The sequence below is a fragment of the Streptomyces sp. NPDC003036 genome, assembly GCF_040611175.1.
GTDB lineage: Bacteria > Actinomycetota > Actinomycetes > Streptomycetales > Streptomycetaceae > Streptomyces.
The window spans coordinates 63,096-83,685 of sequence record NZ_JBEXNO010000028.1; the positions used below are offsets into that span (position 1 = coordinate 63,096).

The 20,590-nt window shown below is 72.0% G+C and carries 18 protein-coding genes and 1 pseudogene; 12 read left to right on the plus strand and 7 right to left on the minus strand.

The window, feature by feature from the left end; translation table 11 throughout:
• The first annotated feature begins 35 nt into the window (after nt 1-35).
• From argC to ABZX67_RS21375, 5 genes are read left to right on the plus strand one after another with little or no spacing between them, the layout of a single operon-like run.
• The gene (gene argC, locus ABZX67_RS21355; protein ID WP_355362443.1) at nt 36-1,064 is read left to right on the plus strand and encodes an N-acetyl-gamma-glutamyl-phosphate reductase; all 1,029 of its coding nucleotides are present in this window, start codon (nt 36-38) and stop codon (nt 1,062-1,064) included.
• Nucleotides 1,061-2,227 carry a bifunctional glutamate N-acetyltransferase/amino-acid acetyltransferase ArgJ gene (gene argJ / locus ABZX67_RS21360; protein ID WP_355362445.1) on the plus strand — a complete coding sequence of 389 codons (1,167 nt, stop codon included), beginning with the start codon at nt 1,061-1,063 and terminating at the stop codon, nt 2,225-2,227. Before argC ends, argJ begins: the two co-directional genes overlap by 4 nt.
• A 6-nt stretch (nt 2,228-2,233) precedes the next feature.
• On the plus strand, nt 2,234-3,133 hold the full coding sequence (gene argB / locus ABZX67_RS21365) for an acetylglutamate kinase (protein ID WP_355362447.1): 900 nt from the start codon (nt 2,234-2,236) through the stop codon (nt 3,131-3,133).
• Nucleotides 3,130-4,329, plus strand: coding sequence for an acetylornithine transaminase (locus tag ABZX67_RS21370; protein WP_355362449.1), 1,200 nt, complete (start codon nt 3,130-3,132; stop codon nt 4,327-4,329). Before argB ends, ABZX67_RS21370 begins: the two co-directional genes overlap by 4 nt.
• A gap of 7 nt (nt 4,330-4,336) precedes the next feature.
• Nucleotides 4,337-4,873: an arginine repressor gene (locus ABZX67_RS21375; protein WP_355362451.1), complete on the plus strand. Its 537-nt coding sequence runs from the start codon at nt 4,337-4,339 to the stop codon at nt 4,871-4,873.
• 31 nt (nt 4,874-4,904) lie between these two features.
• Here the strand turns inward: ABZX67_RS21375 and ABZX67_RS21380 are convergent, their stop codons facing one another.
• The 5 genes and pseudogenes from ABZX67_RS21380 to ABZX67_RS21400 form a co-directional block, all read right to left on the minus strand.
• Complete coding sequence (locus ABZX67_RS21380) at nt 4,905-5,507, minus strand: hypothetical protein (RefSeq protein ID WP_355362453.1); 603 nt, start codon at nt 5,505-5,507, stop codon at nt 4,905-4,907.
• The gene (locus ABZX67_RS21385) at nt 5,504-5,875 is read right to left on the minus strand and encodes a hypothetical protein (RefSeq protein ID WP_355362455.1); all 372 of its coding nucleotides are present in this window, start codon (nt 5,873-5,875) and stop codon (nt 5,504-5,506) included. The genes ABZX67_RS21380 and ABZX67_RS21385 overlap by 4 nt, the downstream gene beginning before the upstream one ends.
• Nucleotides 5,868-10,841, minus strand: coding sequence for a caspase family protein (locus ABZX67_RS21390; protein ID WP_355362457.1), 4,974 nt, complete (start codon nt 10,839-10,841; stop codon nt 5,868-5,870). Before ABZX67_RS21390 ends, ABZX67_RS21385 begins: the two co-directional genes overlap by 8 nt.
• Before the next feature lie 46 nt (nt 10,842-10,887).
• The gene (locus ABZX67_RS21395; RefSeq protein ID WP_355362459.1) at nt 10,888-11,481 is read right to left on the minus strand and encodes a pyridoxamine 5'-phosphate oxidase family protein; all 594 of its coding nucleotides are present in this window, start codon (nt 11,479-11,481) and stop codon (nt 10,888-10,890) included.
• Between the two features lie 7 nt (nt 11,482-11,488).
• A pseudogene (locus ABZX67_RS21400) lies at nt 11,489-11,794 on the minus strand (ABC transporter ATP-binding protein); the annotation flags it as partial.
• 117 nt (nt 11,795-11,911) lie between these two features.
• On the opposite strand from ABZX67_RS21400, the gene ABZX67_RS21405 reads away from it, so the two are divergent.
• From ABZX67_RS21405 to ABZX67_RS21420, 4 genes are all read left to right on the plus strand, one after another.
• Nucleotides 11,912-13,105 carry an argininosuccinate synthase gene (locus ABZX67_RS21405; RefSeq protein ID WP_355362461.1) on the plus strand — a complete coding sequence of 398 codons (1,194 nt, stop codon included), beginning with the start codon at nt 11,912-11,914 and terminating at the stop codon, nt 13,103-13,105.
• A gap of 95 nt (nt 13,106-13,200) precedes the next feature.
• Nucleotides 13,201-14,628, plus strand: a complete 1,428-nt coding sequence (gene argH, locus ABZX67_RS21410) for an argininosuccinate lyase (protein ID WP_355362463.1) — start codon at nt 13,201-13,203, stop codon at nt 14,626-14,628.
• Nucleotides 14,629-14,767: 139 nt separating this feature from the next.
• Complete coding sequence (locus ABZX67_RS21415; protein ID WP_355362465.1) at nt 14,768-15,319, plus strand: helix-turn-helix domain-containing protein; 552 nt, start codon at nt 14,768-14,770, stop codon at nt 15,317-15,319.
• A complete protein-coding gene (locus tag ABZX67_RS21420) occupies nt 15,316-16,860 on the plus strand; it encodes an MFS transporter (RefSeq protein ID WP_355362467.1) in 1,545 nt (514 codons plus the stop codon). The genes ABZX67_RS21415 and ABZX67_RS21420 overlap by 4 nt, the downstream gene beginning before the upstream one ends.
• 92 nt (nt 16,861-16,952) lie before the next feature.
• On the opposite strand, the gene ABZX67_RS21425 is transcribed toward ABZX67_RS21420, so the two are convergent.
• Nucleotides 16,953-17,582, minus strand: a complete 630-nt coding sequence (locus ABZX67_RS21425) for a lysophospholipid acyltransferase family protein (protein ID WP_355362507.1) — start codon at nt 17,580-17,582, stop codon at nt 16,953-16,955.
• A 280-nt stretch (nt 17,583-17,862) separates the two neighbouring features.
• On the opposite strand from ABZX67_RS21425, the gene ABZX67_RS21430 reads away from it, so the two are divergent.
• The 3 genes from ABZX67_RS21430 (at nt 17,863) to ABZX67_RS21440 (ending at nt 20,192) form a co-directional block, all read left to right on the plus strand.
• On the plus strand, nt 17,863-18,993 hold the full coding sequence (locus ABZX67_RS21430) for a glycerophosphodiester phosphodiesterase (RefSeq protein ID WP_355362469.1): 1,131 nt from the start codon (nt 17,863-17,865) through the stop codon (nt 18,991-18,993).
• A 74-nt stretch (nt 18,994-19,067) separates the two neighbouring features.
• On the plus strand, nt 19,068-19,676 hold the full coding sequence (locus ABZX67_RS21435) for a sigma-70 family RNA polymerase sigma factor (RefSeq protein ID WP_355362471.1): 609 nt from the start codon (nt 19,068-19,070) through the stop codon (nt 19,674-19,676).
• Nucleotides 19,677-19,715: 39 nt separating this feature from the next.
• On the plus strand, nt 19,716-20,192 hold the full coding sequence (locus tag ABZX67_RS21440; protein WP_355362473.1) for a GNAT family N-acetyltransferase: 477 nt from the start codon (nt 19,716-19,718) through the stop codon (nt 20,190-20,192).
• Here ABZX67_RS21440 and ABZX67_RS21445 read toward each other — a convergent pair.
• Complete coding sequence (locus ABZX67_RS21445) at nt 20,170-20,589, minus strand: hypothetical protein (protein ID WP_355362475.1); 420 nt, start codon at nt 20,587-20,589, stop codon at nt 20,170-20,172. The genes ABZX67_RS21440 and ABZX67_RS21445 overlap by 23 nt on opposite strands.
• Nucleotide 20,590 lies beyond the last annotated feature (1 nt).

A 20,590-nucleotide genomic window follows, 5' to 3' on the forward strand; every position in this document is an offset into this window, starting at 1 on the left:
GCTGCGTATAGTCATGCCATCACCGAGGAGGACCGATGGCAGTACGAGCAGCAGTGGCGGGCGCGAGCGGATACGCGGGCGGAGAGCTCCTCCGCCTGCTTCTCGCCCACCCCCGCGTCGAGATCGGCGCCCTGACCGGCAACTCCAACGCCGGCCAGCGCTTCGGCGGGCTCCAGCCGCACCTGCTGCCGCTCGCCGACCGGGTGCTGGAGCCGACCACCGCGGAGGTCCTCGCCGGGCATGACGTCGTGTTCCTGGCGCTGCCGCACGGGCAGTCCGCCGCCGTCGCCGAGCAGCTCGGCGACGACGTCCTCGTCGTCGACATGGGCGCCGACTTCCGGCTGGAGGACGCCGCCGACTGGGAGAAGTTCTACGGCTCCCCGCACGCCGGAACCTGGCCCTACGGTCTTCCCGAGCTGCCGGGCGCCCGCGCCGCGCTGGAGGGGTCCCGGCGCGTCGCGGTGCCCGGCTGTTACCCCACCGCCGTATCGCTCGCGCTCTTTCCGGCGTACGGCAGCGGGCTCGTCGAGCCGGACGCCGTGATCGTCGCGGCCACCGGCACCTCCGGCGCGGGCAAGGCGCTCAAGCCGCACCTGCTCGGCTCCGAGGTCATGGGCTCCATGTCCCCGTACGGCGTGGGCGGCGGGCACCGGCACACCCCCGAGATGAGCCAGAACCTCAGCGGTGTGGCGGGCGAGAAGGTCACCGTCTCCTTCACCCCGACCCTCGCCCCCATGGCCCGCGGCATCCTCGCCACCTGCAGCGCCAAGGCGAAGCCGGGCACCACGGCCGAGGACGTACGCGCCGCGTACGAGAAGGCGTACGCCGACGAGCCGTTCGTCCACCTCCTCCCGGAGGGGCAGTGGCCCGCGACCGCCTCCGTCTACGGCTCGAACGCCGTCCAGGTCCAGGTCGCGTACGACGAGACGGCCGGCCGCGTCATCGCGATCAGCGCCATCGACAACCTCACCAAGGGCACCGCCGGCGGCGCGGTGCAGAGCATGAACATCGCCCTCGGTTTCCCGGAGGAAACCGGACTTTCCACGATCGGAGTGGCACCGTGAGCGTCACGGCAGCGAAGGGATTCACGGCGGCGGGCATCGCCGCCGGGATCAAGCAGAACGGCAACCCGGACCTGGCCCTCGTGGTCAACACCGGGCCCCGCCGCGCCGCCGCGGGCGTCTTCACCTCCAACCGCGTCAAGGCCGCGCCCGTCCAGTGGTCCGAGCAGGTCCTGAAGAGCGGCGAGCTGACCGCCGTCGTCCTCAACTCCGGCGGCGCCAATGCCTGCACCGGCCCGCAGGGCTTCCAGGACACCCACGCCACCGCCGAGAAGGTCGCCGCCGTCTTGAATGAGAGGGGTCTTGGCATCGGCGCGGGCGAGGTCGCCGTCGCGTCGACCGGCCTCATCGGCGTACTCCTGCCCATGGACAAGCTGCTGCCCGGTGTCGAGAAGGCCGCCGAGGCGCTCAGCGAGCACGGCGGCGAGAAGGCCGCCATCGCGATCAAGACGACCGACACCGTCCACAAGACGTCCGTGGTGACCAAGGACGGCTGGACCGTCGGCGGCATGGCCAAGGGCGCGGGCATGCTCGCCCCCGGCCTCGCCACCATGCTCGTCGTCCTCACCACCGACGCCGACCTCGACGCCCCGACGCTCGACAAGGCGCTGCGCGACGCCACCCGCGTCACCTTCGACCGGGTCGACTCCGACGGCTGCATGTCCACCAACGACACCGTCCTGCTCCTCGCCTCCGGCGCCTCCGGCACGACGCCCGCGTACGAGGAGTTCGCCGACGCCGTACGCACCGTCTGCGACGACCTCGGCCGGCAGCTCATCGGCGACGCGGAGGGCGCGTCCAAGGACATCCGTATCGAGGTGATCAACGCGGCGAGCGAGGAGGACGCGGTCGAGGTGGGCCGCTCCATCGCCCGCAACAACCTCCTCAAGTGCGCCATCCACGGCGAGGACCCCAACTGGGGCCGCGTCCTGTCCGCCATCGGCACCACCAAGGCCGCCTTCGAGCCGGACCGGCTCAACGTCGCCATCAACGGCGTCTGGGTCTGCAAGAACGGCTCGGTCGGCGAGGACCGCGACCTCGTCGACATGCGCTACCGCGAGGTGACGATCACCGCCGACCTCGCCGCCGGGTCCGAGTCCGCCGTCATCTGGACCAACGACCTCACCGCCGACTACGTCCACGAGAACAGCGCGTACTCCTCCTGAGGACTCATGAGCACCCGTAAGCACACCGCCCTGCCCAAGGCCCAGATCCTCATCGAGGCGCTGCCCTGGCTGACCCGCCACCGCGGCAAGACCGTCGTCATCAAGTTCGGCGGCAACGCCATGATCGACGAGGACCTGAAAGCCGCCTTCGCCCAGGACGTCGTCTTCCTGCACCACGCCGGCCTCAAGCCGGTCGTCGTGCACGGCGGCGGCCCGCAGATCAGCGCCGCGCTCGACCGTCACGGCATCGTCAGCGAGTTCAAGGCGGGCCTCCGGGTCACCACCGAGGACGCGATGGACGTCGTACGGATGGTCCTGGCCGGACAGGTCCAGCGCGAGCTCGTCGGGCTGCTCAACCAGCACGGCCCACTCGCCGTCGGCCTCACCGGCGAGGACGCCCACACCATCACCGCCACCAAGCACCAGCCGCGCATCGACGGTGAGCTCGTCGACATCGGGCGCGTCGGGGAGATCACCGGGATCGACACCGGCGCCATCGAGGCCCTGCTCGCCGACGGCCGCATCCCGGTCGTCTCGTCGATCGCCCGTTCCCAGGACGACGGACATGTCTACAACGTCAATGCTGATACGGCGGCTGCGGCACTCGCTGCGGCGCTGGGCGCCGAGACGCTGATGGTCCTGACCGATGTCGAGGGCCTGTACGAGGACTGGCCCCACTCCGACGAGGTCATCAGCCGGCTCACCGCCACCCAGCTGGAGAAGCTGCTGCCCGAGCTCTCCAGCGGCATGGTCCCCAAGATGGAGGGCTGCCTCCACGCCGTACGCAACGGCGTGACGACCGCGCGCGTCATCGACGGCCGCGTGCAGCACTCCATCCTGCTGGAGATCTTCACCGACGAGGGCATCGGCACGATGGTCGTGCCGGACGGACAGGGGGAGTCATGACCGCGAACGAGCAGCTGACCCAGCGGTGGCAGGGCGCGCTGATGGACAACTACGGCACGCCCCGGCTCCCTCTCGTACGCGGTGAGGGCGCGAAGGTCTGGGACGCCGACGGGACCGAGTACCTCGACTTCGTCGGCGGCATCGCCGTCAACGCCCTCGGCCACGCCCACCCCGCGATCGTGGACGCCGTCTCCACGCAGATCGCGTCCCTCGGCCACGTCTCCAACCTCTTCGTCGCCGAGCCGCCCGTCGCGCTCGCCGAGCGGCTGCTCCAGCTCTTCGGCCGGCCCGGCCGGGTCTTCTTCTGCAACTCCGGCGCCGAGGCCAACGAAGCCGTCTTCAAGATCGGCCGGCTGACCGGGCGCACCCACATGGTCGCCACCGACGGCGGCTTCCACGGCCGCACCATGGGCTCGCTCGCCCTCACCGGCCAGCCCGCCAAGCAGCAGCCGTTCCTGCCGCTGCCCGGCGACGTCACCCACGTGCCGTACGGAGACGCCGACGCGCTGCGCGAAGCCGTCACCGAGGAGACGGCGTTCGTCGTCATCGAGCCCATCCAGGGCGAGAACGGCGTCGTCGTCCCGCCCGCCGGCTACCTGAAGGCGGCCCGGGAGATCACCCGCGCCACCGGCACGCTCCTCGTCCTCGACGAGGTGCAGACGGGCATCGGCCGGTGCGGCCACTGGTTTGAGCACCAGGCGCACGGCGTCGACCCGGACATCGTCACCCTCGCCAAGGGCCTCGGCGGCGGCCTGCCCCTCGGAGCGACCGTCGCCTTCGGGCCTGCGGCCGACCTGCTGAAGCCCGGACACCACGGCACCACCTTCGGCGGCAACCCCGTCGCCTGCGCCGCCGGACTCGCCGTGATCGACACCCTCGCGGCCGACGGGGCCCTCGACCAGGTCAAGCGCGTCGGCGAGAAGCTGCGCGACGGAATCGAGGCCCTGGGCCACCCGCTGGTCTCCCACGTCCGTGGTGCCGGCCTCCTGCTGGGTATCGTGCTCACCGAGCCCCTCGCACCGCGGGTGCAGCAGGCGGCTCAGGACGCCGGCCTCCTGGTGAACGCGCCCGCCCCCGATGTCGTACGGCTCATGCCCCCGCTGATCATCGGCGACGACGTGGTGGACGCCTTCCTCCGGGCCCTGCCCGGCGCCCTCGACGCAAGTGCCAACGGGGACGGACGATCCGGAGAATGAGACGACGATGAGCGAGGCCCAGGACAACGAGCACGGCGGGCCGTCCGTTCCGCAGACGCGCACCGCACGCCACCGCCGGATCGTGGACATCCTCAACCGGCAGCCGGTCCGCTCCCAGAGCCAGCTGGCGAAGCTCCTCGCGGACGACGGGCTGAGCGTCACCCAGGCGACGCTCTCCCGCGACCTTGACGAGCTCGGCGCGGTGAAGATCCGCAACACGGGCGGCGAACTGATCTACGCGGTCCCCAGCGAGGGCGGCTTCCGCACCCCGCAGGCGCCCCTCGGCGAGTCCGCCAAGGAGGAGCGCATGCGGCGCCTCTCCGCCGAACTGCTGATCTCCGCCGAGGCCTCCGCCAACCTGGTGGTGCTGCGCACCCCGCCGGGCGCGGCCCAGTTCCTCGCCTCCGCGATCGACCAGGCCGAGCTCCACGCGGTCCTCGGCACCATCGCGGGCGACGACACCCTGCTCCTCATCTCCCGCGACCCGTCGGGCGGCCAGGCGCTCGCGGACCATCTGCTGCGGCTGGCGCAGAAGGAGCGGTAGGGGGCGGGGGCCCGGTCGGCAACGGCCCCGGTCAGCAACCGCTGACCGGGGTGAGGGACACCAGGGCCGTGTGCGGAACGGTGTGGAGCGCCTTCGCGGCGCCCCGCCCGGTCCGCACCACGACACCGGCGCGATCCGCCTTCACCAGATCGCCGCACAGCTCGGCCGACGGCGTGGTGACCCGCACGGGATGCCCCGGCGGCGCGGCGGCCGCCGTCCACACCACTCCGGTGGCCCCGGCGGCGAGCGCCAGCCCCGAGACGCAGCACACGGCGGCCCACCGCAGCGAGCGGGTGACGCGGACGACTTCGGCCGCCGTCCAGCGGCGAAGATTCTGGCCGCTGAGAACGATCCGCTTCCCCGGGCGCCCGTGCGCGGCCCGCACGGCGAGCAGGGCGCCGCACACCAGCGCCGCGAAGGCCGCCGCGGCCAGTCCGGCCGCCCACCGACCGGTGGCGGCGGGCAGCCCGGACAGCTGGTCCTGCCCCTTGACCACCGTGAGGACGGCGAGCAGGGCCGTCAGACCCGCCAGCCCGTTCCTCCAGCCCTCGGCCTGGCGGCGCAGCTCGGGAAGCTGGGTGAACTCGAGCTCCCGCGCCAGCTCCGCCCAGCGCCGGTCCGACCGCGTACTCACGAGCCGCCGTCCGCGGCCGCTGCCGCGCCGGCCGACCGCCAGCTCGCACCGCAACCGACGAAGGCGGCGTCCGAGGGCAGGGACGGATGCGGATGGCCGCACTCGCAGAAGTGGACCTCGTCGGCGAGGAGATCGGGGGCACGGTCCACCGCGCGGGCCCGGAAGGGCCATGGGCTCTTCGTACCCACACCGGGCAGGCCGTACGGATACTCGGTGACCGTGGGCCCGTAACAGCGTGGGCAGACGCCCTCGACCACCATGCGCAGGCCGTCCGCCGTGGTGCGCTGGGAGAGGGGTGTCACGGCACGCCCCATGTCGGTCTCCAGGTACGGAAGGCCGACGTCGTGCGCGGCGGGGTGGTCAGTCAACCTCGTCCTCCAGGTTCAGCTCGAACAGCGGTGCGTACAGGCGCAGGCGTTCCCTCACCCACGCCTCGGTCTCGCCGGTGGTGTGGGCGGCGAAGCGCACCTGGTGCGCGCTCACGGGCCCGTGCAGGGCGGGCAGCATGCCGTCCCCGTGCGCGGACAGCAGGATCAGGTCCTGCCACAGGGGCAGCACCTCCGGCACGGTCGGCTCGGGCCATCCGGGCAGGCGGGGCGTCTCCTCCATGCAGAGGTACGGCGACACGCGCCGCCAGGTGTGACGCACGTCCTCGCCGAGCCGCGCCGCGATACCGACCAGGTCGAGCGGTACGAGCGGGGACCCCGCAGCGGAGACGCGGAGTTCGGGCTTGAGCGCCCAGTGGTCCTCGGCCTCCGGCCTCTCCCCGGGAAGGCACCCCACCTCCTCCTCGGACAGCTCCGGCACGAGCGCTCCGATGGGCCTCAGCCGCGACAGGCGGCGGTAGGCGTCGCGGGGCCCGATGTGGAGCGCGCGGGCGTACTCGGCGAGCCTGTCGGCCGTCAGCGGTGCCCACCGCGGCGGCTCGAACCACTCGCCGTCGCGCAGGGGGTCGTCATCGTCGTCGCCCCACCCCAGCAGGGCACCCGCCTCCTCACGGCCGGGGCGCAGGTCCGCCAGTTCCGCCGGCAGCGGAGGCACGGTGAGGCCGAGGCCCTTCGCACACCGCCGGGCCCGCTTCCACGTCTTGCCCAGGGACGACCTCAGCAGGAGGGCGGCGGAGTAGAGCACGTCCCCGGTGGGCAGGACGGGGTAGTCGGCCGCGTCGAACGACGTGTCCTGACCCGAGAACAGGTACTGATCCGTCAGCGGCAGGTCAGTCCATGACCGCAGCAGGGCGCCGGCTGGGGGAACATCCAGTCCGGCGGTTTGCAGCTCCTCGACCGCGTACGACAGCACCTCCCAGTCCATGTCATGGGGCCGTGCGTACGCCAGGTCGCGCAGCGTCAGCCCGTTCTCGGGCCGGATGCCGCAGGCATAGGCGCTGCTCAGGAGCATGGCGGTGTCCGCCTCCACATAGACGCCCTTGCCGGTCCCTTTCCGGTAGCGCCGCGTGTGGCGCAGGCCCAGGAGCGCGGCCCAGCGCGACAGTTCCTTCTCCGCCTTGCGCAGGGAGACCTCCCACTGCGCCGCGAGCTCGACGGTCGCTCCCCAGGCCAGCTCCACGCCCCCGTCGTCGGTGGTGTGCAGGTAGTCCACGACCACGTTCAGGATGTCGAACGGAAGGCGATCCCACCGCTCGACGGACCGCTCGCTGGGAGCCGTCCATCCCAACCAGTCGAAGAGCGCCAGGCGTTCCCGTACGGAGTGCGGATCGAGGCGCAGTCGGCGCGCGATGCGCACCACGTCCCACGGCCACCGTGTCCGACGCCATTCGCCCTTCTCCTCCAGGTAGAGGATCTGGAGATCGCCGTTGTCGCACACGTGCCGTTCATGGTGCTCCGGTACGGCGGCGATTGGTGCCCGCAGGAAGGGCGCGTAGCGCTCGGCCGCCCGCGCCAGGTCGCCGAGGGGGAGGTACGCGGCGGCGGAGGCCCGGACGAGGCCACCGAGGTCGTCGGGGGAGTGGCGGTAGTCGTTGCCCTCGCGCTTCTGCCAGGGTTCGGCCTCCGGCCCCAGCAAGCCTTCCATGACCTGGGAGTCACGCTTGTCGGGCACCCACTCCAGGTCCCCGGGCCGGCGCACGGCCGGCGGCGCCAGCCGCGGATGGGCGACGCGCAGGGCGCGTGCCGCCCGCAGCACCGCGGCCACGGTGACGCCCTGTGCGTACGCCGCCGCCACTGCCGTACGCCAGTCCTGCGTGACCGCCGACACGATGCCCGCCCAGCCGGGCTCCGGCACGGGGTACCCCGCCAGCGACGCCGGAGCGGGCTCCTGGCGTGCCAGATGGCGGTTGCCGAGGGCAGCCGCCCGCCATGCCCTGGTGTAGGCCCAGCGGCTCTCGTTCCGGTACGGCGCGGGACTGCTCCTCATGACGTTCGCGTCCCAGTGGAACCAGCCGACGGTGTCGAGGTCCTTCGGCGCGCCCCACGCGTCCATCCGCAGACCCTTGCCCTGCCAGTCCCGCCAGAGCTGCCGGGCCGCGGAGGGGTTCCGGCTCTCCAGGGTCCACAGCCACTCGAACGACAGCCCCGACGACGACGCCAGCGCGCCGGCACCTTCCCGCCACATCGCCGTCGCCCAACGGTGGTCGTACGACTGGAGCTTCTTGCGGTTGACGCTCAGCTCACCGGCGTGCGGCCCGGTGAGGTTGAGTACGTACCCGAACGGCTTCTTGTCCGTGCGGATCCCGTCGCACAGCACCGCACCGCCGTCGGCCACCCACCACAGCACACCGGGAACGGCCTCCACCGCCCAGGTGCCGTCGGCCTCGGCCGGCGGCTGGAGCTCTCCCGCGCGCCAGTGCCGCTCCCGTCCGGACGCGTCGGACACCCGCAGGTCGAACTCGCTGACCAGCACGAGTTCGCGCAGCGTGGCCAGACACGACACCGCCCGGGCGGAGTCGCGCAGATACAGCCGCACGCGTGTCCCGCCCTCGGCGCAGCCCCCCTCCCCGCGGCCGCACTCCTGGATCCGGAACAGGCTGCCGCTGCTGGAGATGTCGACCCTCAGGCCCCTGCCCGCCACCGAGCCGTCGGGGGCGACGGGCCTCGTGACGATGGACATCTCGTCGGCCAGCATGAAATAGCTGAACACGCCGATGCCGAAACGGCTGTTGGGGTAGAGCCGCAGGCGCTGGTCGTGCCGCAGCCAGGCGGCCTGCTCCTGCCGGAACGAACGTGTCTGCCCGAACCGGCGGCCGGCTTGCGTGAAGGTGCTCTTCAGCTGCTCCACACTCATGCCCACACCGTTGTCCAGGCACTCGATGTAGCGCCCGCGCTCGTCCTCGCCCTCGGTGAGCGAGATGCGGCCCGACCACCTCGCCGGTGCGCTGCCCCTGCTGTCCAGGTAGCGCCAGCGCATCGCCCGGTAGCGGCAGGCGTCCATGGCGTTCTGGTACAGCTCCCGCACGGCCAGCGCCGACTCGCCCTCGTAGAGCCGCTCTCCCATGAGGAGGTCCCGTACCTCGGTCTGCGCGAGAGTGAAACGCAGCAGCGGGACGTCGTAGGCGTTGCGGCCGTTGTCCCCGGAGGGCCGCAGCCCCCGGTCCGTCACCCGGGCCGGTACCCCGGCCAGCAGGTCGGCGCGCGACGGCGGCAGCTGCTGCGCGGACTCCCTCAGGGCGCGCGCGAGCTCGTCCGCGTGCTCGACGACGCCCGCGAGCGCGGCGTGGAGTGCGGGATGGGAGCACTCCAGGTCCAGGTGGGCGCCGTGGTCATCGGTGTCCCATGCCGCTCGCCGTACGCCGTCGACCACGTCCTGCGGCAGGACCGGGTCCGAGACGGCGAGGTGTTCGGCGATGACGTCGGGCAGGGTGCGGGCATCGAGCGCGAGGACGGCGGCGAGGCGCAGCAGCCCCGCCAGTTCGCGCAGGCGCAAGGTCTGGTGTCCGCCGGGCAGCAGGATCCGGCCGGAGGCGAGGCCCGGCGGGTCCTCCTCGGGAGCACCGACGGCGATGCCCGCGGCGACCGCCCGCAGAGCCGCCGACAGTGCGGGCGCCCGGCCGCCCCCGTCACCCTGCCCGCCCATCAGGGCCGCGGCGAACGGTCCGGCCTCCACGTCCGGGACGGGGTCCTCGTCGGTCTCGAACCGCTCCTCGATCCACCGGTGCACCAGCCAGAGCGCCACACTCATGGCCTCCTCGCGCGAACCGTTCAACCAGCACGCCGACACCTTCTGCGCGATGTGCGGATGGTGCTCGGCCACCTGTTCGTAGTGCCTGCGCCAGGCGTCGCCGTCCTCCCGGCGCCACACCGTGTACGCCTTGATGTCCCGCGCCTGGCTCAGCAGCCGGGCCCGGGCCGCCTCGTACAGGAACGGCGCGGCGATCAGCGCGGCGGCTTCGACGGGGTCGAGCCTCACCGCCTTGTGCAGCAGCCCCGGCAGCCGGTCCCGCAGGAGCCGGACGGGGAAGGCGTCGTCCGCCCAGGGGTCCGGCATGCGCTTCTGGGCGAGGTGGACCACGGAGGCGCAGGTCTCGGCCAGCGTGGCCAGGTGCTCCTGGAGCGCCCGCACGCCGAGCCCTTCCCGGTCGGTGACCCGTTCCCACAGGGCGGTGTCCACCACGGCACTGCGCCAGGCGTCCAGCAGCGGCCGCCCTTCGCAGACGACCGCGGTACGGGCCTCCTCGCTCAGCTCGGTGCCGTAATAGACCTGCGGCTCCTGGCGTGCTCCCGCCCGCCGGCGGGCCATCCGCACGGTGCGCTGCTTGGCCGCCTCGTACACCTCCTGGACGGTGCGTGCCCGGGTCAGGGGGCCGAGGGCCTCCGCGAGGGCGAGGGTGAAGAAGCTGCCCTCGGCCGTGAACCCGGCCTGCTGAGCGGGGCCGCACGCGGTCATCACCGCGAAGCGGCCCGAGGGCTGGCCTCTGAGGATGCGGCTGCCGAACGGCTCCGTGCCGTCGGCGTCGCCGCTGCGGCACGCGTCGATCAGCCAGAGCACCGTTCCGGCCGCGGAGGCGGCGAGAGACGGGCTGATGTCGGCCGGGACGAGCGTGTCGAGGTACGGCTGCCGCCACGCGTCGCCGGCCGTGTGCGGCGCGCGGGCGTCGGCCGGGACGAGGTAGTCGGTGTCACCGACCCGGATGCCGTGCCCGGAGAAGTGGATCAGGAGGGTGCCGTCGGGCGGTACACGCCGGGACACCTCGTGGATGGTGGTGGTGATCTCGGCCCGGGTCGCGTGGGGCAGCGTCTCGACCGCGTAACCGGCGGCTCGGAGCGAGTCGCCCAGAGCCCGCTGGTCGGCGGCGACCGCTTCTTCGAGGCGGCCGAACCTGTGCTCGGCGTCCGGTGTGGACGCCACTCCGATGAGCAGCGCGACGCGGGTTTCCGCCATGGTCTCTCCCCCCCGAACAGAGCCCCGTGATCGTACCGGCCGGCCGTCAGACCACGTCCGCGCGCGGCGGCAGGGGCAACGGCAGCGCCGGCAGGCCGTCCAGGCTCACACCGACATGGTCCTTCTTCTCGCAGTACGCCGCGAACTCCTCGTCCGTCTTGCGGCCGAAGTGCTCGGCGTGCTGGGTGCGTTCCTCGCGGTAGTCCATGTACGGCACGGCGAAGCCGCACGCGTCGCTGATCCGCTTCGCGCGGACGACGATGACGGCGCGGGCCGACGGGCCGTCAACATCCTTGAAGTACGGGATGTACTCCGCCCAGCGCGGATCGTCCCGGAAGACCGCCTCGCCCGTCCCGTGCACCCGCAGCACCTTCGGGGGACCGCTGAACGCACACCACATCAGCGTGATCCGGCCGTTGCCCTCCTCGCGCAGGTGGGCGATGGTCTCGGCGCCGCTGCCGCCGAAGTCCAGGTAGGCGACCGTCAGTTCGTCGATGACGACCAGGGTGCCCTTGCGGCCCTTGGGGGAGAGGCTGACATGGCCGTCGCCCGTCAGCGGGGCGGTGGCGGTGAAGAAGACCGGCTGCTGTTCGATGAAGTCGCGTATCCGGCCTTCGATGCGTTCATATCGTTGTCCCATGGGCTCATTATCGACTCACCCGTTGCCCCCGGGACAGAAAACGATAATGGTCGCTCGCGGACGGCAACTCGTCGTGCGTGCCCGCCGCGACGGCCCGTCCGCCCTCCGGGGCGACGATGACGTCCGCCGCCCGGATCGTGGAGTAACCGGTGCGCGATGACCAGCAGCGCGCACTCGCGCGACACGCGCCGGATCGAACGGCGCAGCGCCTCCTCGCTCACCGCGTCCAGGTGCGCCGTCGGCTCGTCGAGCAGCAGCAGCCGGGCCGCGTCAGCAGGGCGCGGGCCAGGGCGATCCGCTGACGCTCAGGTCCCCGATGCGGCGCCCTGCCTTGATGTGGCCCGCGTCACCCCCGGGGGTCGAGATTGACGAATCATACGGACCCCTGCATACTTATACCCATCACCGCATGCACTGTAAGGAGAAACCCGTGACCGAGCGCGTCGTACTCGCCTACTCGGGCGGACTGGACACCTCCGTCGCCATCGGCTGGATCGCCGAGGAGACGGGTGCCGAGGTCATCGCCGTCGCCGTGGACGTCGGCCAGGGCGGCGAGGACCTGGACGTCATTCGCAAGCGCGCGCTCGCCTGTGGTGCGGTCGAGGCGGAGGTCGCGGACGCCAAGGACGAGTTCGCCGACGAGTACTGCCTCCCGGCGATCAAGGCCAACGCGCTGTACATGGACCGCTACCCGCTGGTCTCGGCCCTGTCCCGCCCCGCGATCGTCAAGCACCTGGTCGCCGCCGCGAAGAAGCACAACGCCGGCATCGTCGCGCACGGCTGCACCGGCAAGGGCAACGACCAGGTCCGCTTCGAGGCCGGCATCCAGGCCCTCGGCCCCGACCTGAAGTGCATCGCCCCGGTCCGGGACTACGCGATGACCCGGGACAAGGCCATCGCCTTCGCCGAGAAGGCGGAGCTGCCGATCGCCACCACCAAGAAGTCCCCGTACTCCATCGACCAGAACGTCTTCGGCCGCGCCATCGAGACCGGCTTCCTCGAGGACATCTGGAACGCGCCGATCGAGGACATCTACGAGTACACCTCGAACCCCGCCACCCCGCGCGAGGCCGACGAGGTCGTCATCACCTTCAAGGAAGGCGTCCCGGTCGCCATCGACGGCAAGCCCGTCACCGTCCTCCAGGCCATCCAGCAGCTCAACGAGCGCGCCGGCGCCCAGGGCATCGGCCGGATCGACATGGTCGAGGACCGTCTCGTCGGCATCAAGTCCCGCGAGGTCTACGAGGCCCCCGGCGCGATCGCCCTGATCACCGCCCACCAGGAGCTGGAGAACGTCACCGTCGAGCGCGAGCTGGCGCGCTACAAGCGGCAGGTCGAGCAGCGCTGGGGCGAGCTCGTCTACGACGGCCTCTGGTTCTCCCCGCTCAAGCGGGCCCTGGACGGCTTCATCGACGAGGCCAACCAGCACGTCTCCGGCGACATCCGGATGACCCTGCACGGCGGCCGCGCCGTCGTCACCGGCCGGAAGTCGGAGCAGGCGCTGTACGACTTCAACCTCGCCACGTACGACACCGGCGACACCTTCGACCAGTCGAAGGCGCAGGGCTTCATCGACATCTTCGCCCTGTCGGCGAAGATCGCCGCCCGGCGTGACCTGGCCTGACGCCGACTCGTTCGACAGCCGCCTCCCCGTCCGCGCCCGGAGGGGGAGGCGTCGTCCTTCCGTAGCCGTTCCACAGCCTTGAGGAGCTTGAGCAAGTGAGCAGCAACACCGGTGACGTCCGGCTCTGGGGCGGCCGTTTCGCCGACGGCCCCGCCGAGGCCCTGGCCAAGCTGTCGGCGTCCGTGCACTTCGACTGGCGCCTCGCGCCGTACGACATCGCCGGCTCCCGCGCCCACGCGCGCGTGCTCCACAAGGCGGGGTTGCTCACCGAGGACGAGCTGACGCGCATGCTGGCGGGCCTCGACCGGCTGGAGGCGGACGTCGCCGACGGCTCCTTCACGGGCACCATCGCCGACGAGGACGTCCACACCGCCCTCGAGCGCGGCCTGCTGGAGCGGCTCGGTCCGGACCTCGGCGGCAAGCTGCGGGCCGGCCGGTCCCGCAACGACCAGGTCGCCACGCTCTTCCGGATGTACCTGCGCGACCACGCCCGGATCATCGGCGGCCTCCTCGCCGACCTCCAGGACGCCCTCGTCGGCCTCGCCGAGGCGCACCCGGACGTCGCCATGCCGGGCCGGACGCACCTCCAGCACGCCCAGCCGGTGCTCTTCGCCCACCACGTCCTCGCGCACGTGCAGTCGCTCTCCCGGGACGCCGAGCGGCTGCGCCAGTGGGACAAGCGCACGGCCGTCTCCCCGTACGGCTCCGGCGCCCTCGCCGGCTCGTCGCTCGGGCTCGACCCGGAGGCGGTCGCCAAGGACCTGGGCTTCGAGAACGGCAGCGCGGGCAACTCCATCGACGGCACGGCGTCCCGCGACTTCGTCGCCGAGTTCGCCTTCATCACCGCGATGATCGGCGTCAACCTCTCGCGCATCGCCGAGGAGATCATCATCTGGAACACGAAGGAGTTCTCCTTCGTCACCCTCCACGACGCCTTCTCCACCGGCTCCTCGATCATGCCGCAGAAGAAGAACCCGGACATCGCCGAGCTGGCGCGCGGCAAGTCGGGCCGCCTGATCGGCAACCTCACCGGGCTCATGGCCACCCTCAAGGCCCTGCCCCTCGCCTACAACCGCGACCTCCAGGAGGACAAGGAGCCGGTCTTCGACTCCTGCGACCAGCTGGAGGTCCTGCTCCCCGCCTTCACCGGCATGATGGCCACGCTCACCGTCAACCGGGAGCGCATGGAGGAGCTGGCCCCGGCCGGCTTCTCGCTCGCCACCGACATCGCCGAGTGGCTGGTCAAGCGGGGCGTGCCGTTCCGTGTGGCGCACGAGGTCGCGGGCGAGTGCGTCAAGGAGTGCGAGGCGCACGGCATCGAGCTGCACCAGCTCACCGACGAGCAGTTCGCCAAGATCTCCGAGCACCTCACCCCCGAGGTCCGCACGGTCCTCAACGTCCGCGGCGCCCTCGCCTCCCGGGACGGCCGCGGCGGCACGGCCCCCTCGGCCGTCGCCACCCAGCTCGCCGAGGTCAAGGCCGACCTGGTGATCCAGCGCGCCTGGGCCACCGCCAAGCAGTAGTCCCCGCCAAGCCGTAGTCCCCGCCTTCCGCACCAGCGCCGTCGTCCGGTCCCTCCGGGCGGCGGCGCTGTGGCGTTTCCGATGAGGCGCCCACATACCGCATGAGACATTGATGTCTCACATGGTCTATGGTTGTCTCATGACAGTCGATCGTGAGCAGGTGCTGCGCACCGCCGCCGCCCTCCTCTCCCGCAAGGCGACCGCCACCATGGACGAGGTCGCCCGCGCCGCGGGCATCGGCCGGGCGACCCTCCACCGGCACTTCGCCGGGCGGGACGCGCTGGTCAGGGCGCTGGAGGCGCTCGGCATCCAGGAGTTCGAGGCGGCCATCGACGCCGCACGGCTCGACGACGGCCCCGCCGAGGCGGCGCTGCGCCGGCTCATCGCCGGAGTGGAGCCCGTCGCGGGGCTGCTCGCGTTCCTCGTCACCGAGAACCAGCTCTTCGAGGGCGACCAGATGAACGAGGGCTGGGCCCGCCTCGACGCCCGCGTGGCCGCGCTCTTCCGGCGCGGCCAGGAGGAGGGCGCGTTCCGGATCGACCTCACGCCCGCCTGGCTGACCGAGGCGCTCTACGGCCTCATCGGCACCTGTGCCTGGGCCGTGCAGGACGGCCGGGTCGCCGGCAAGGACTTCCAGTACATGATCGCCGAGTTGCTGCTCGGCGGAGCACGCAGGAGCGTGGAGAGATGACCCGTACAGAACAGCTCACCAAGGGATCGGAGGTTGTACGCCGCCCCGGGCGGTGGCTGGCACTCGCCGTACTCGTCCTGGCCGTGCTGCTCGTCGCGGTCGACGCCACCGTGCTCGGCCTGGCCACCCCCTTCCTCAGCGAGGATCTGCGCCCCACCGGCACCCAGCTGCTGTGGATCGGTGACGTCTACTCCTTCGTCATCGCCGGCCTGCTCGTCTCCATGGGCAGCCTCGGCGACCGCATCGGCCGCAAGAAGCTGCTGCTGACCGGTGCCGCCGCCTTCGGCGCGGTGTCCGTCCTCAACGCGTACGCCACCACCCCCGAGCTGATGATCGTCGCCCGCGCGCTGCTCGGCGTCGCCGGCGCGACCCTCATGCCGTCCACGCTGGCGCTCATCCGCAACCTCTTCCACGACCCGCGCGAGCGCAGCCTCGCCATCGGCATCTGGGGTGCCATGGCGTCGGCCGGCGCGGCCGTCGGCCCGGTCGTCGGCGGCTTCCTGCTGGAGCACTTCTGGTGGGGCTCGGTCTTCCTGATCAACCTGCCCGTGATGGTGGTCCTGGTCGTCGTCGGCGCCAAGTTCATCCCCGAGTCCAAGAACCCGGCGCCCGGCCCCTGGGACCTGACCAGCGTCGCGCTCTCGCTCGTCGGCATGATCGGTGTCGTGTACGCCGTCAAGGAAGCGGCCGCGCACGGCCTGCGCCTCGACATGGCCGTCGCCGCCGTGATCGGTGTCGCCGCGCTGACCTGGTTCGTACGGCGCCAGCTCCGGCTCGAGTCGCCCCTGCTCGACATGCGGCTCTTCCACCACCGGGGCTTCTCCGGGGCGGTCCTCGCGGACCTGCTGACCATCCTGGGCCTGTCCGGGCTGGTGTTCTTCCTCTCGCAGTTCCTCCAGCTGGTCCAGGGGCGCCACCCGCTGGAGGCGGGCCTCGCCGAACTGCCCGCCGCCATCGGCGCCGTGACGGCCGGTCTGATCGCGGGCACCGTGGCCCGCCGCTTCACGGTGCGGTCGGTCGTCTCCGGCGGCCTCGCCGCCGTGGGCCTGGCGCTCGCCACGCTGACCCTGCTGGACCGCTCCACCGGCTACCCGCTGCTCGGCGCGTCGCTGCTCGTCGTGGGCGTGGGCGCGGGCTTCGCGTTCACCGTCACCGCGGACGTCATCCTCTCCAGCGTCCCCCGGGAGCAGGCGGGCGCCGCGTCCGCGGTCTCCGAGACGGCGTACGAACTCGGCGCGGCGCTCGGCATCGCGCTCCTCGGCTCCGTCGTCACCGGCGTCTACAGCGACTTCGTCACGCCGGACGGCGTGCCCGCCGGTACCGCCGCGGCCGCGCACCAATCGCTGGGCGGCGCGGTGGAGGCGTCCGCCGGCCTGCCGGACGCCACGGCCACCGCGCTCGTCACGGCCGCGCAGGACGCCTTCGTCGACGGCCTGCGCATCGCGGCGGGCGCCGGCGCGGTGGTCCTGCTGGCGACGGCGGTCGCGGCGTGGTTCCTGCTGCGGGGCCAGAAGCTGGCGGAGGGCGTCGAGCACCCGTAAAACCCACACCGGGCAACACCGCCCAACACCGAAAAGAAGGGCCGCACCCACGCCGGGTGCGGCCCTTTTCGTATACGTCCGGCTACGCCGCCCTACGCGGCCTTCGCCTTCGTGGCGTACATGTCCACGTACTCCTGGCCCGACAGCCGCATGACCTCCGCCATCACGGAGTCCGTCACCGCCCGCAGCACATACCGGTCGCGGTCCATGCCCTCGTACCGCGAGAACTCCATCGGCTCGCCGAAGCGCACCGTCACCCGGCCGGGGCGCGGCAGCCCGGCGCCGCCCGGCTGGAGCTTGTCCGTGCCGATCATCGCGAACGGCACCACCGGCGCGCCCGTCATCAGCGTCAGCCGCGCGATGCCCGTACGGCCCCGGTAGAGCCGGCCGTCGGGGGAGCGGGTGCCCTCCGGGTAGATGCCGAAGACCCGGCCCTCCTCCAGGATCCGGCGGCCGGTCATCAGCGCGGCGACGCCGCCGTTGGCGCCGTCGCGGTCCACCGGGATCATGCCGACGCCGGTGAAGAACCAGGCCATCAGGCGGCCCTTGAGGCCCTTGCCCGTGACGTACTCGTCCTTGCCGATGAAGCAGACCTGCCGGTCGCAGACGATCGGCAGGACGATCGAGTCGATGAAGGTCAGGTGGTTGCCCGCGAGGATGACCGGCCCCGAGCCGGGGATGTTCTCCGCGCCCTCCACCTGAGGGCGGAACATCAGGCGCATGACGGGGCCGAGCACTGCCTTGATGAGGGCGAAGCGGGACAACGAGTCCTCCGACGAAGTAGCCGAAAAGCCAACCGAGTACGTGACCAGTATGTGCGGGTGAGGACGATACTCGCGGGTCACCCCGCGCCGCACATCGGGTTGACATACCCGATACACGACGTTGACCTGTGTTTTCCACACGTTCGTCGGGGGTCTCCCGTACGTAAGGCGTAACTACCTACGATCGGGCCTCGCTCATTCGTCCGAAAGGGCGATCACGCTGACGTAAGGAGCCTTCATGACACACGGTGCGCGCAGGCGAGCCGTCATCGGAGCGGCGGTGCTCGGCTCGGCCGCCGTCCTCTCGGCGGGGAGCGCCGGTACGGCGCAGGCCAGGCCATCCGCCCCGCACCGGCGGCTGCCCGTCCCCACGGTCATCGCGCACCGCGGCGCCAGCGGCTACCGGCCGGAGCACACCCTCGGCTCCTACCAGCTGGCCCTCGACATGGGGGCGCACGTCATCGAGCAGGACCTCGTCCCGACGAAGGACGGCCACCTGGTCTGCCGCCACGAGAACGACATCACCGGCACCACGGACGTCGCCGACCGCCCCGAGTTCGCCTCCCGCAAGACGACCAAGACCGTCGACGGGACCTCCCTCACCGGCTGGTTCACCGAGGACTTCACGCTCGCGGAGCTGAAGACGCTGCGCGCCAAGGAGCGCATCCCGGCCACCCGCCAGGAGAACACCCTCTACGACGGGCGCTGGACCGTCCCCACCTTCGAGGAGGTGCTGCGCTGGGCCGAGAAGGAGGGCCGCCGGCGCGGCCGGCCGGTCTGGCTGTACGTCGAGACCAAGCACCCCACCTACTTCCGCAAGCTCGGCCTCCCCCTGGAGGAGCCGCTCGCCCGGCTGCTGCGCCGGTACGGGCGCCACGGCGCCGACTCGTCGACCTTCCTCCAGTCCTTCGAGCCGACCAGCATGGAGCGCATGGCGAAGCTCGTCTCCACGCCGCGTGTCGTGCTGCTGTGGACCCCGGACGACCGCCCGTGGGACTTCCGCGAGACGGGCGACCCGCGCACGGTCGCCGACCTGATCACGCCCGAGGGCCTGAAGGGCATCGCGTCGTACGCGCAGGGCATCGGCCCGCTGCTCGACCTGGTCATCCCGAAGGACAAGGACGGCACGCTGGGCAGGCCGACCACCCTGGTGCGGGACGCGCACGCGGCGAAGCTGCTGGTCCACCCGTACACGCTGCGCAACGAGAACACCTTCCTGCCCGCCGACTTCCGGCGCGGCACGGACCCGGCGGCGTTCGGGGACGTCTTCGGCGCCTACGAGACGTACTTCGCCACGGGCATCGACGGCATCTTCACCGACCACCCGGACACGGCCCTGCTGGCGGCGGAGGACGCCCGCACCCGCTGACCCGAGGTCACCCTCACGGGCGGTTTGGGCGGCACGCGGAAACCGCCGCCCGAACCGCCCGAGTCATGCCCGGCATGACGACGACACCGACCGGGACGCCCGGCACCCCCGGCATTCCCGGCACCCCCCACCTCCCCGAGCCCTTCCGCGCCCTCGCGCCCCTCCTCGCCGCCGAGTGCCACGCCGAGGCCACGGCGGCCGGGGTCGAGCCGGGCGACCTCGAACAGGCGGTGTGGCTCCGACTCCTGGAGCGGCTGGACGGCTCCGGCCCCGCCTCCCGGCCCGGCGTGCCGGACGACCCCGCCGACTGGCTGCGCCGCGCCGTACGCGCGGAGGCCCGCCGCGCCCGCCGTACGGCCGTACGGGAGCACCCGTACGGCGGCGAGGAGCCGTCCCCCTCCCCGTTCCCGGACGCCGGGCGCGAGCCCGAGCCCGAGAGCGCCGCGCTCACCGCCGAACGGCGCCGCGTCCTGGAGAAGGCGATCGACCGCGCGCCCGCCCACTGTCGAAGGCTGCTGGCTGCGATGTTGTCCCCAAACGACCCGACCTACCGCGAAATCGCAGGAGAGTTGGGTATCTCACAGGGGAGTCTAGGGCCCATGCGTTCCCGTTGCCTGGGATGTCTGCGCAGAATGCTGCCGGCAGAGGTTGCCGCTCCCGCCCATCGGGGAAGGGTGCGGTAGACCGACAGGGCGTATCAGGTGAGCCGGAGGCATGCACACATGGGCATGAGCGTGACCATCTCAGCGGCGGACGAGCACGACGCGGAACACATCCTCAAGCTGCAGTACCTCTGCTACCAGAGCGAGGCCGAGCTCTACGGCGACTACACCATCGAGCCCCTCACCCAGACCCTCGACGACCTGAAGGCCGAGATCGCCCGCGGCCACGCCCTCGTGGCGCGGCTCGGCGGCGAGGTCGTCGCCTCCGTGCGCGGCGAGATCGACGACACCGGCACGGCCCGCATCGCCAAGCTCATCGTCCACCCGCGCATGCGCCGCCACGGCCTCGGCAGCCGCCTCCTCGACGCCATCGAGCAGCACTTCGCCGCCGACCCCGCCGCCAAGCGCTACCAGCTCTTCACCGGCCACCGCAGCGACGGCAACCTGCGCCTCTACCGCAAGAAGGGGTACGAGGCGGTCGCCACCCGGCAGGTGGGCCCGCGCCTCACGCTGGTCACGCTGGAGAAGGCCGCGTAGCCGCCTTCCGCAGCCACAGGATCCCGGTCACCGGCAGCAGCACCGGGATGAAGACGTAGCCGTACCCGTACCGGGACCACACCGTGGAGTCCGGGAACGCACCGGGGTCCAGCAGGGTCCAGGTGCCCACGGCCAGCACGCCCACGAGCTCGGCGGCGCAGCACACCAGCGCCGCCTTGCGGGCCGTCTCCCCGCCCCGTACGAGCGTGTACGTGATGAAGACGTACACCAGGGCCGCGAGCGCGGACAGCGTGTACGGCAGCGGCGCGCGGTCGAACTCGGTCGCGATCTGGTACGCCGACCGCGACACGGCGCCGACCGACATCACCCCGTACAGCCAGACCACGAGCATGCCCGGGCCCTGGACCAGCCTGCGTCCCGCCGCGCCCGCCGCCATG

Coding starts and splice junctions, on each gene's coding strand:
- argC (WP_355362443.1), top strand. CDS start 36: ATGGCAGTACGAGCAGCAGTGGCGGGCGCGAGCGGATACGCGGGCGGA.
- argB (WP_355362447.1), top strand. CDS start 2,234: ATGAGCACCCGTAAGCACACCGCCCTGCCCAAGGCCCAGATCCTCATC.
- ABZX67_RS21370 (WP_355362449.1), top strand. CDS start 3,130: ATGACCGCGAACGAGCAGCTGACCCAGCGGTGGCAGGGCGCGCTGATG.
- ABZX67_RS21375 (WP_355362451.1), top strand. CDS start 4,337: ATGAGCGAGGCCCAGGACAACGAGCACGGCGGGCCGTCCGTTCCGCAG.
- ABZX67_RS21390 (WP_355362457.1), bottom strand. CDS start 10,841: ATGGCGGAAACCCGCGTCGCGCTGCTCATCGGAGTGGCGTCCACACCG.
- ABZX67_RS21395 (WP_355362459.1), bottom strand. CDS start 11,481: ATGGGACAACGATATGAACGCATCGAAGGCCGGATACGCGACTTCATC.
- ABZX67_RS21415 (WP_355362465.1), top strand. CDS start 14,768: ATGACAGTCGATCGTGAGCAGGTGCTGCGCACCGCCGCCGCCCTCCTC.
- ABZX67_RS21420 (WP_355362467.1), top strand. CDS start 15,316: ATGACCCGTACAGAACAGCTCACCAAGGGATCGGAGGTTGTACGCCGC.
- ABZX67_RS21425 (WP_355362507.1), bottom strand. CDS start 17,582: ATGCGCCTGATGTTCCGCCCTCAGGTGGAGGGCGCGGAGAACATCCCC.
- ABZX67_RS21430 (WP_355362469.1), top strand. CDS start 17,863: ATGACACACGGTGCGCGCAGGCGAGCCGTCATCGGAGCGGCGGTGCTC.
- ABZX67_RS21435 (WP_355362471.1), top strand. CDS start 19,068: ATGACGACGACACCGACCGGGACGCCCGGCACCCCCGGCATTCCCGGC.
- ABZX67_RS21440 (WP_355362473.1), top strand. CDS start 19,716: ATGGGCATGAGCGTGACCATCTCAGCGGCGGACGAGCACGACGCGGAA.
- ABZX67_RS21445 (WP_355362475.1), bottom strand. CDS start 20,589: ATGGCGGCGGGCGCGGCGGGACGCAGGCTGGTCCAGGGCCCGGGCATG.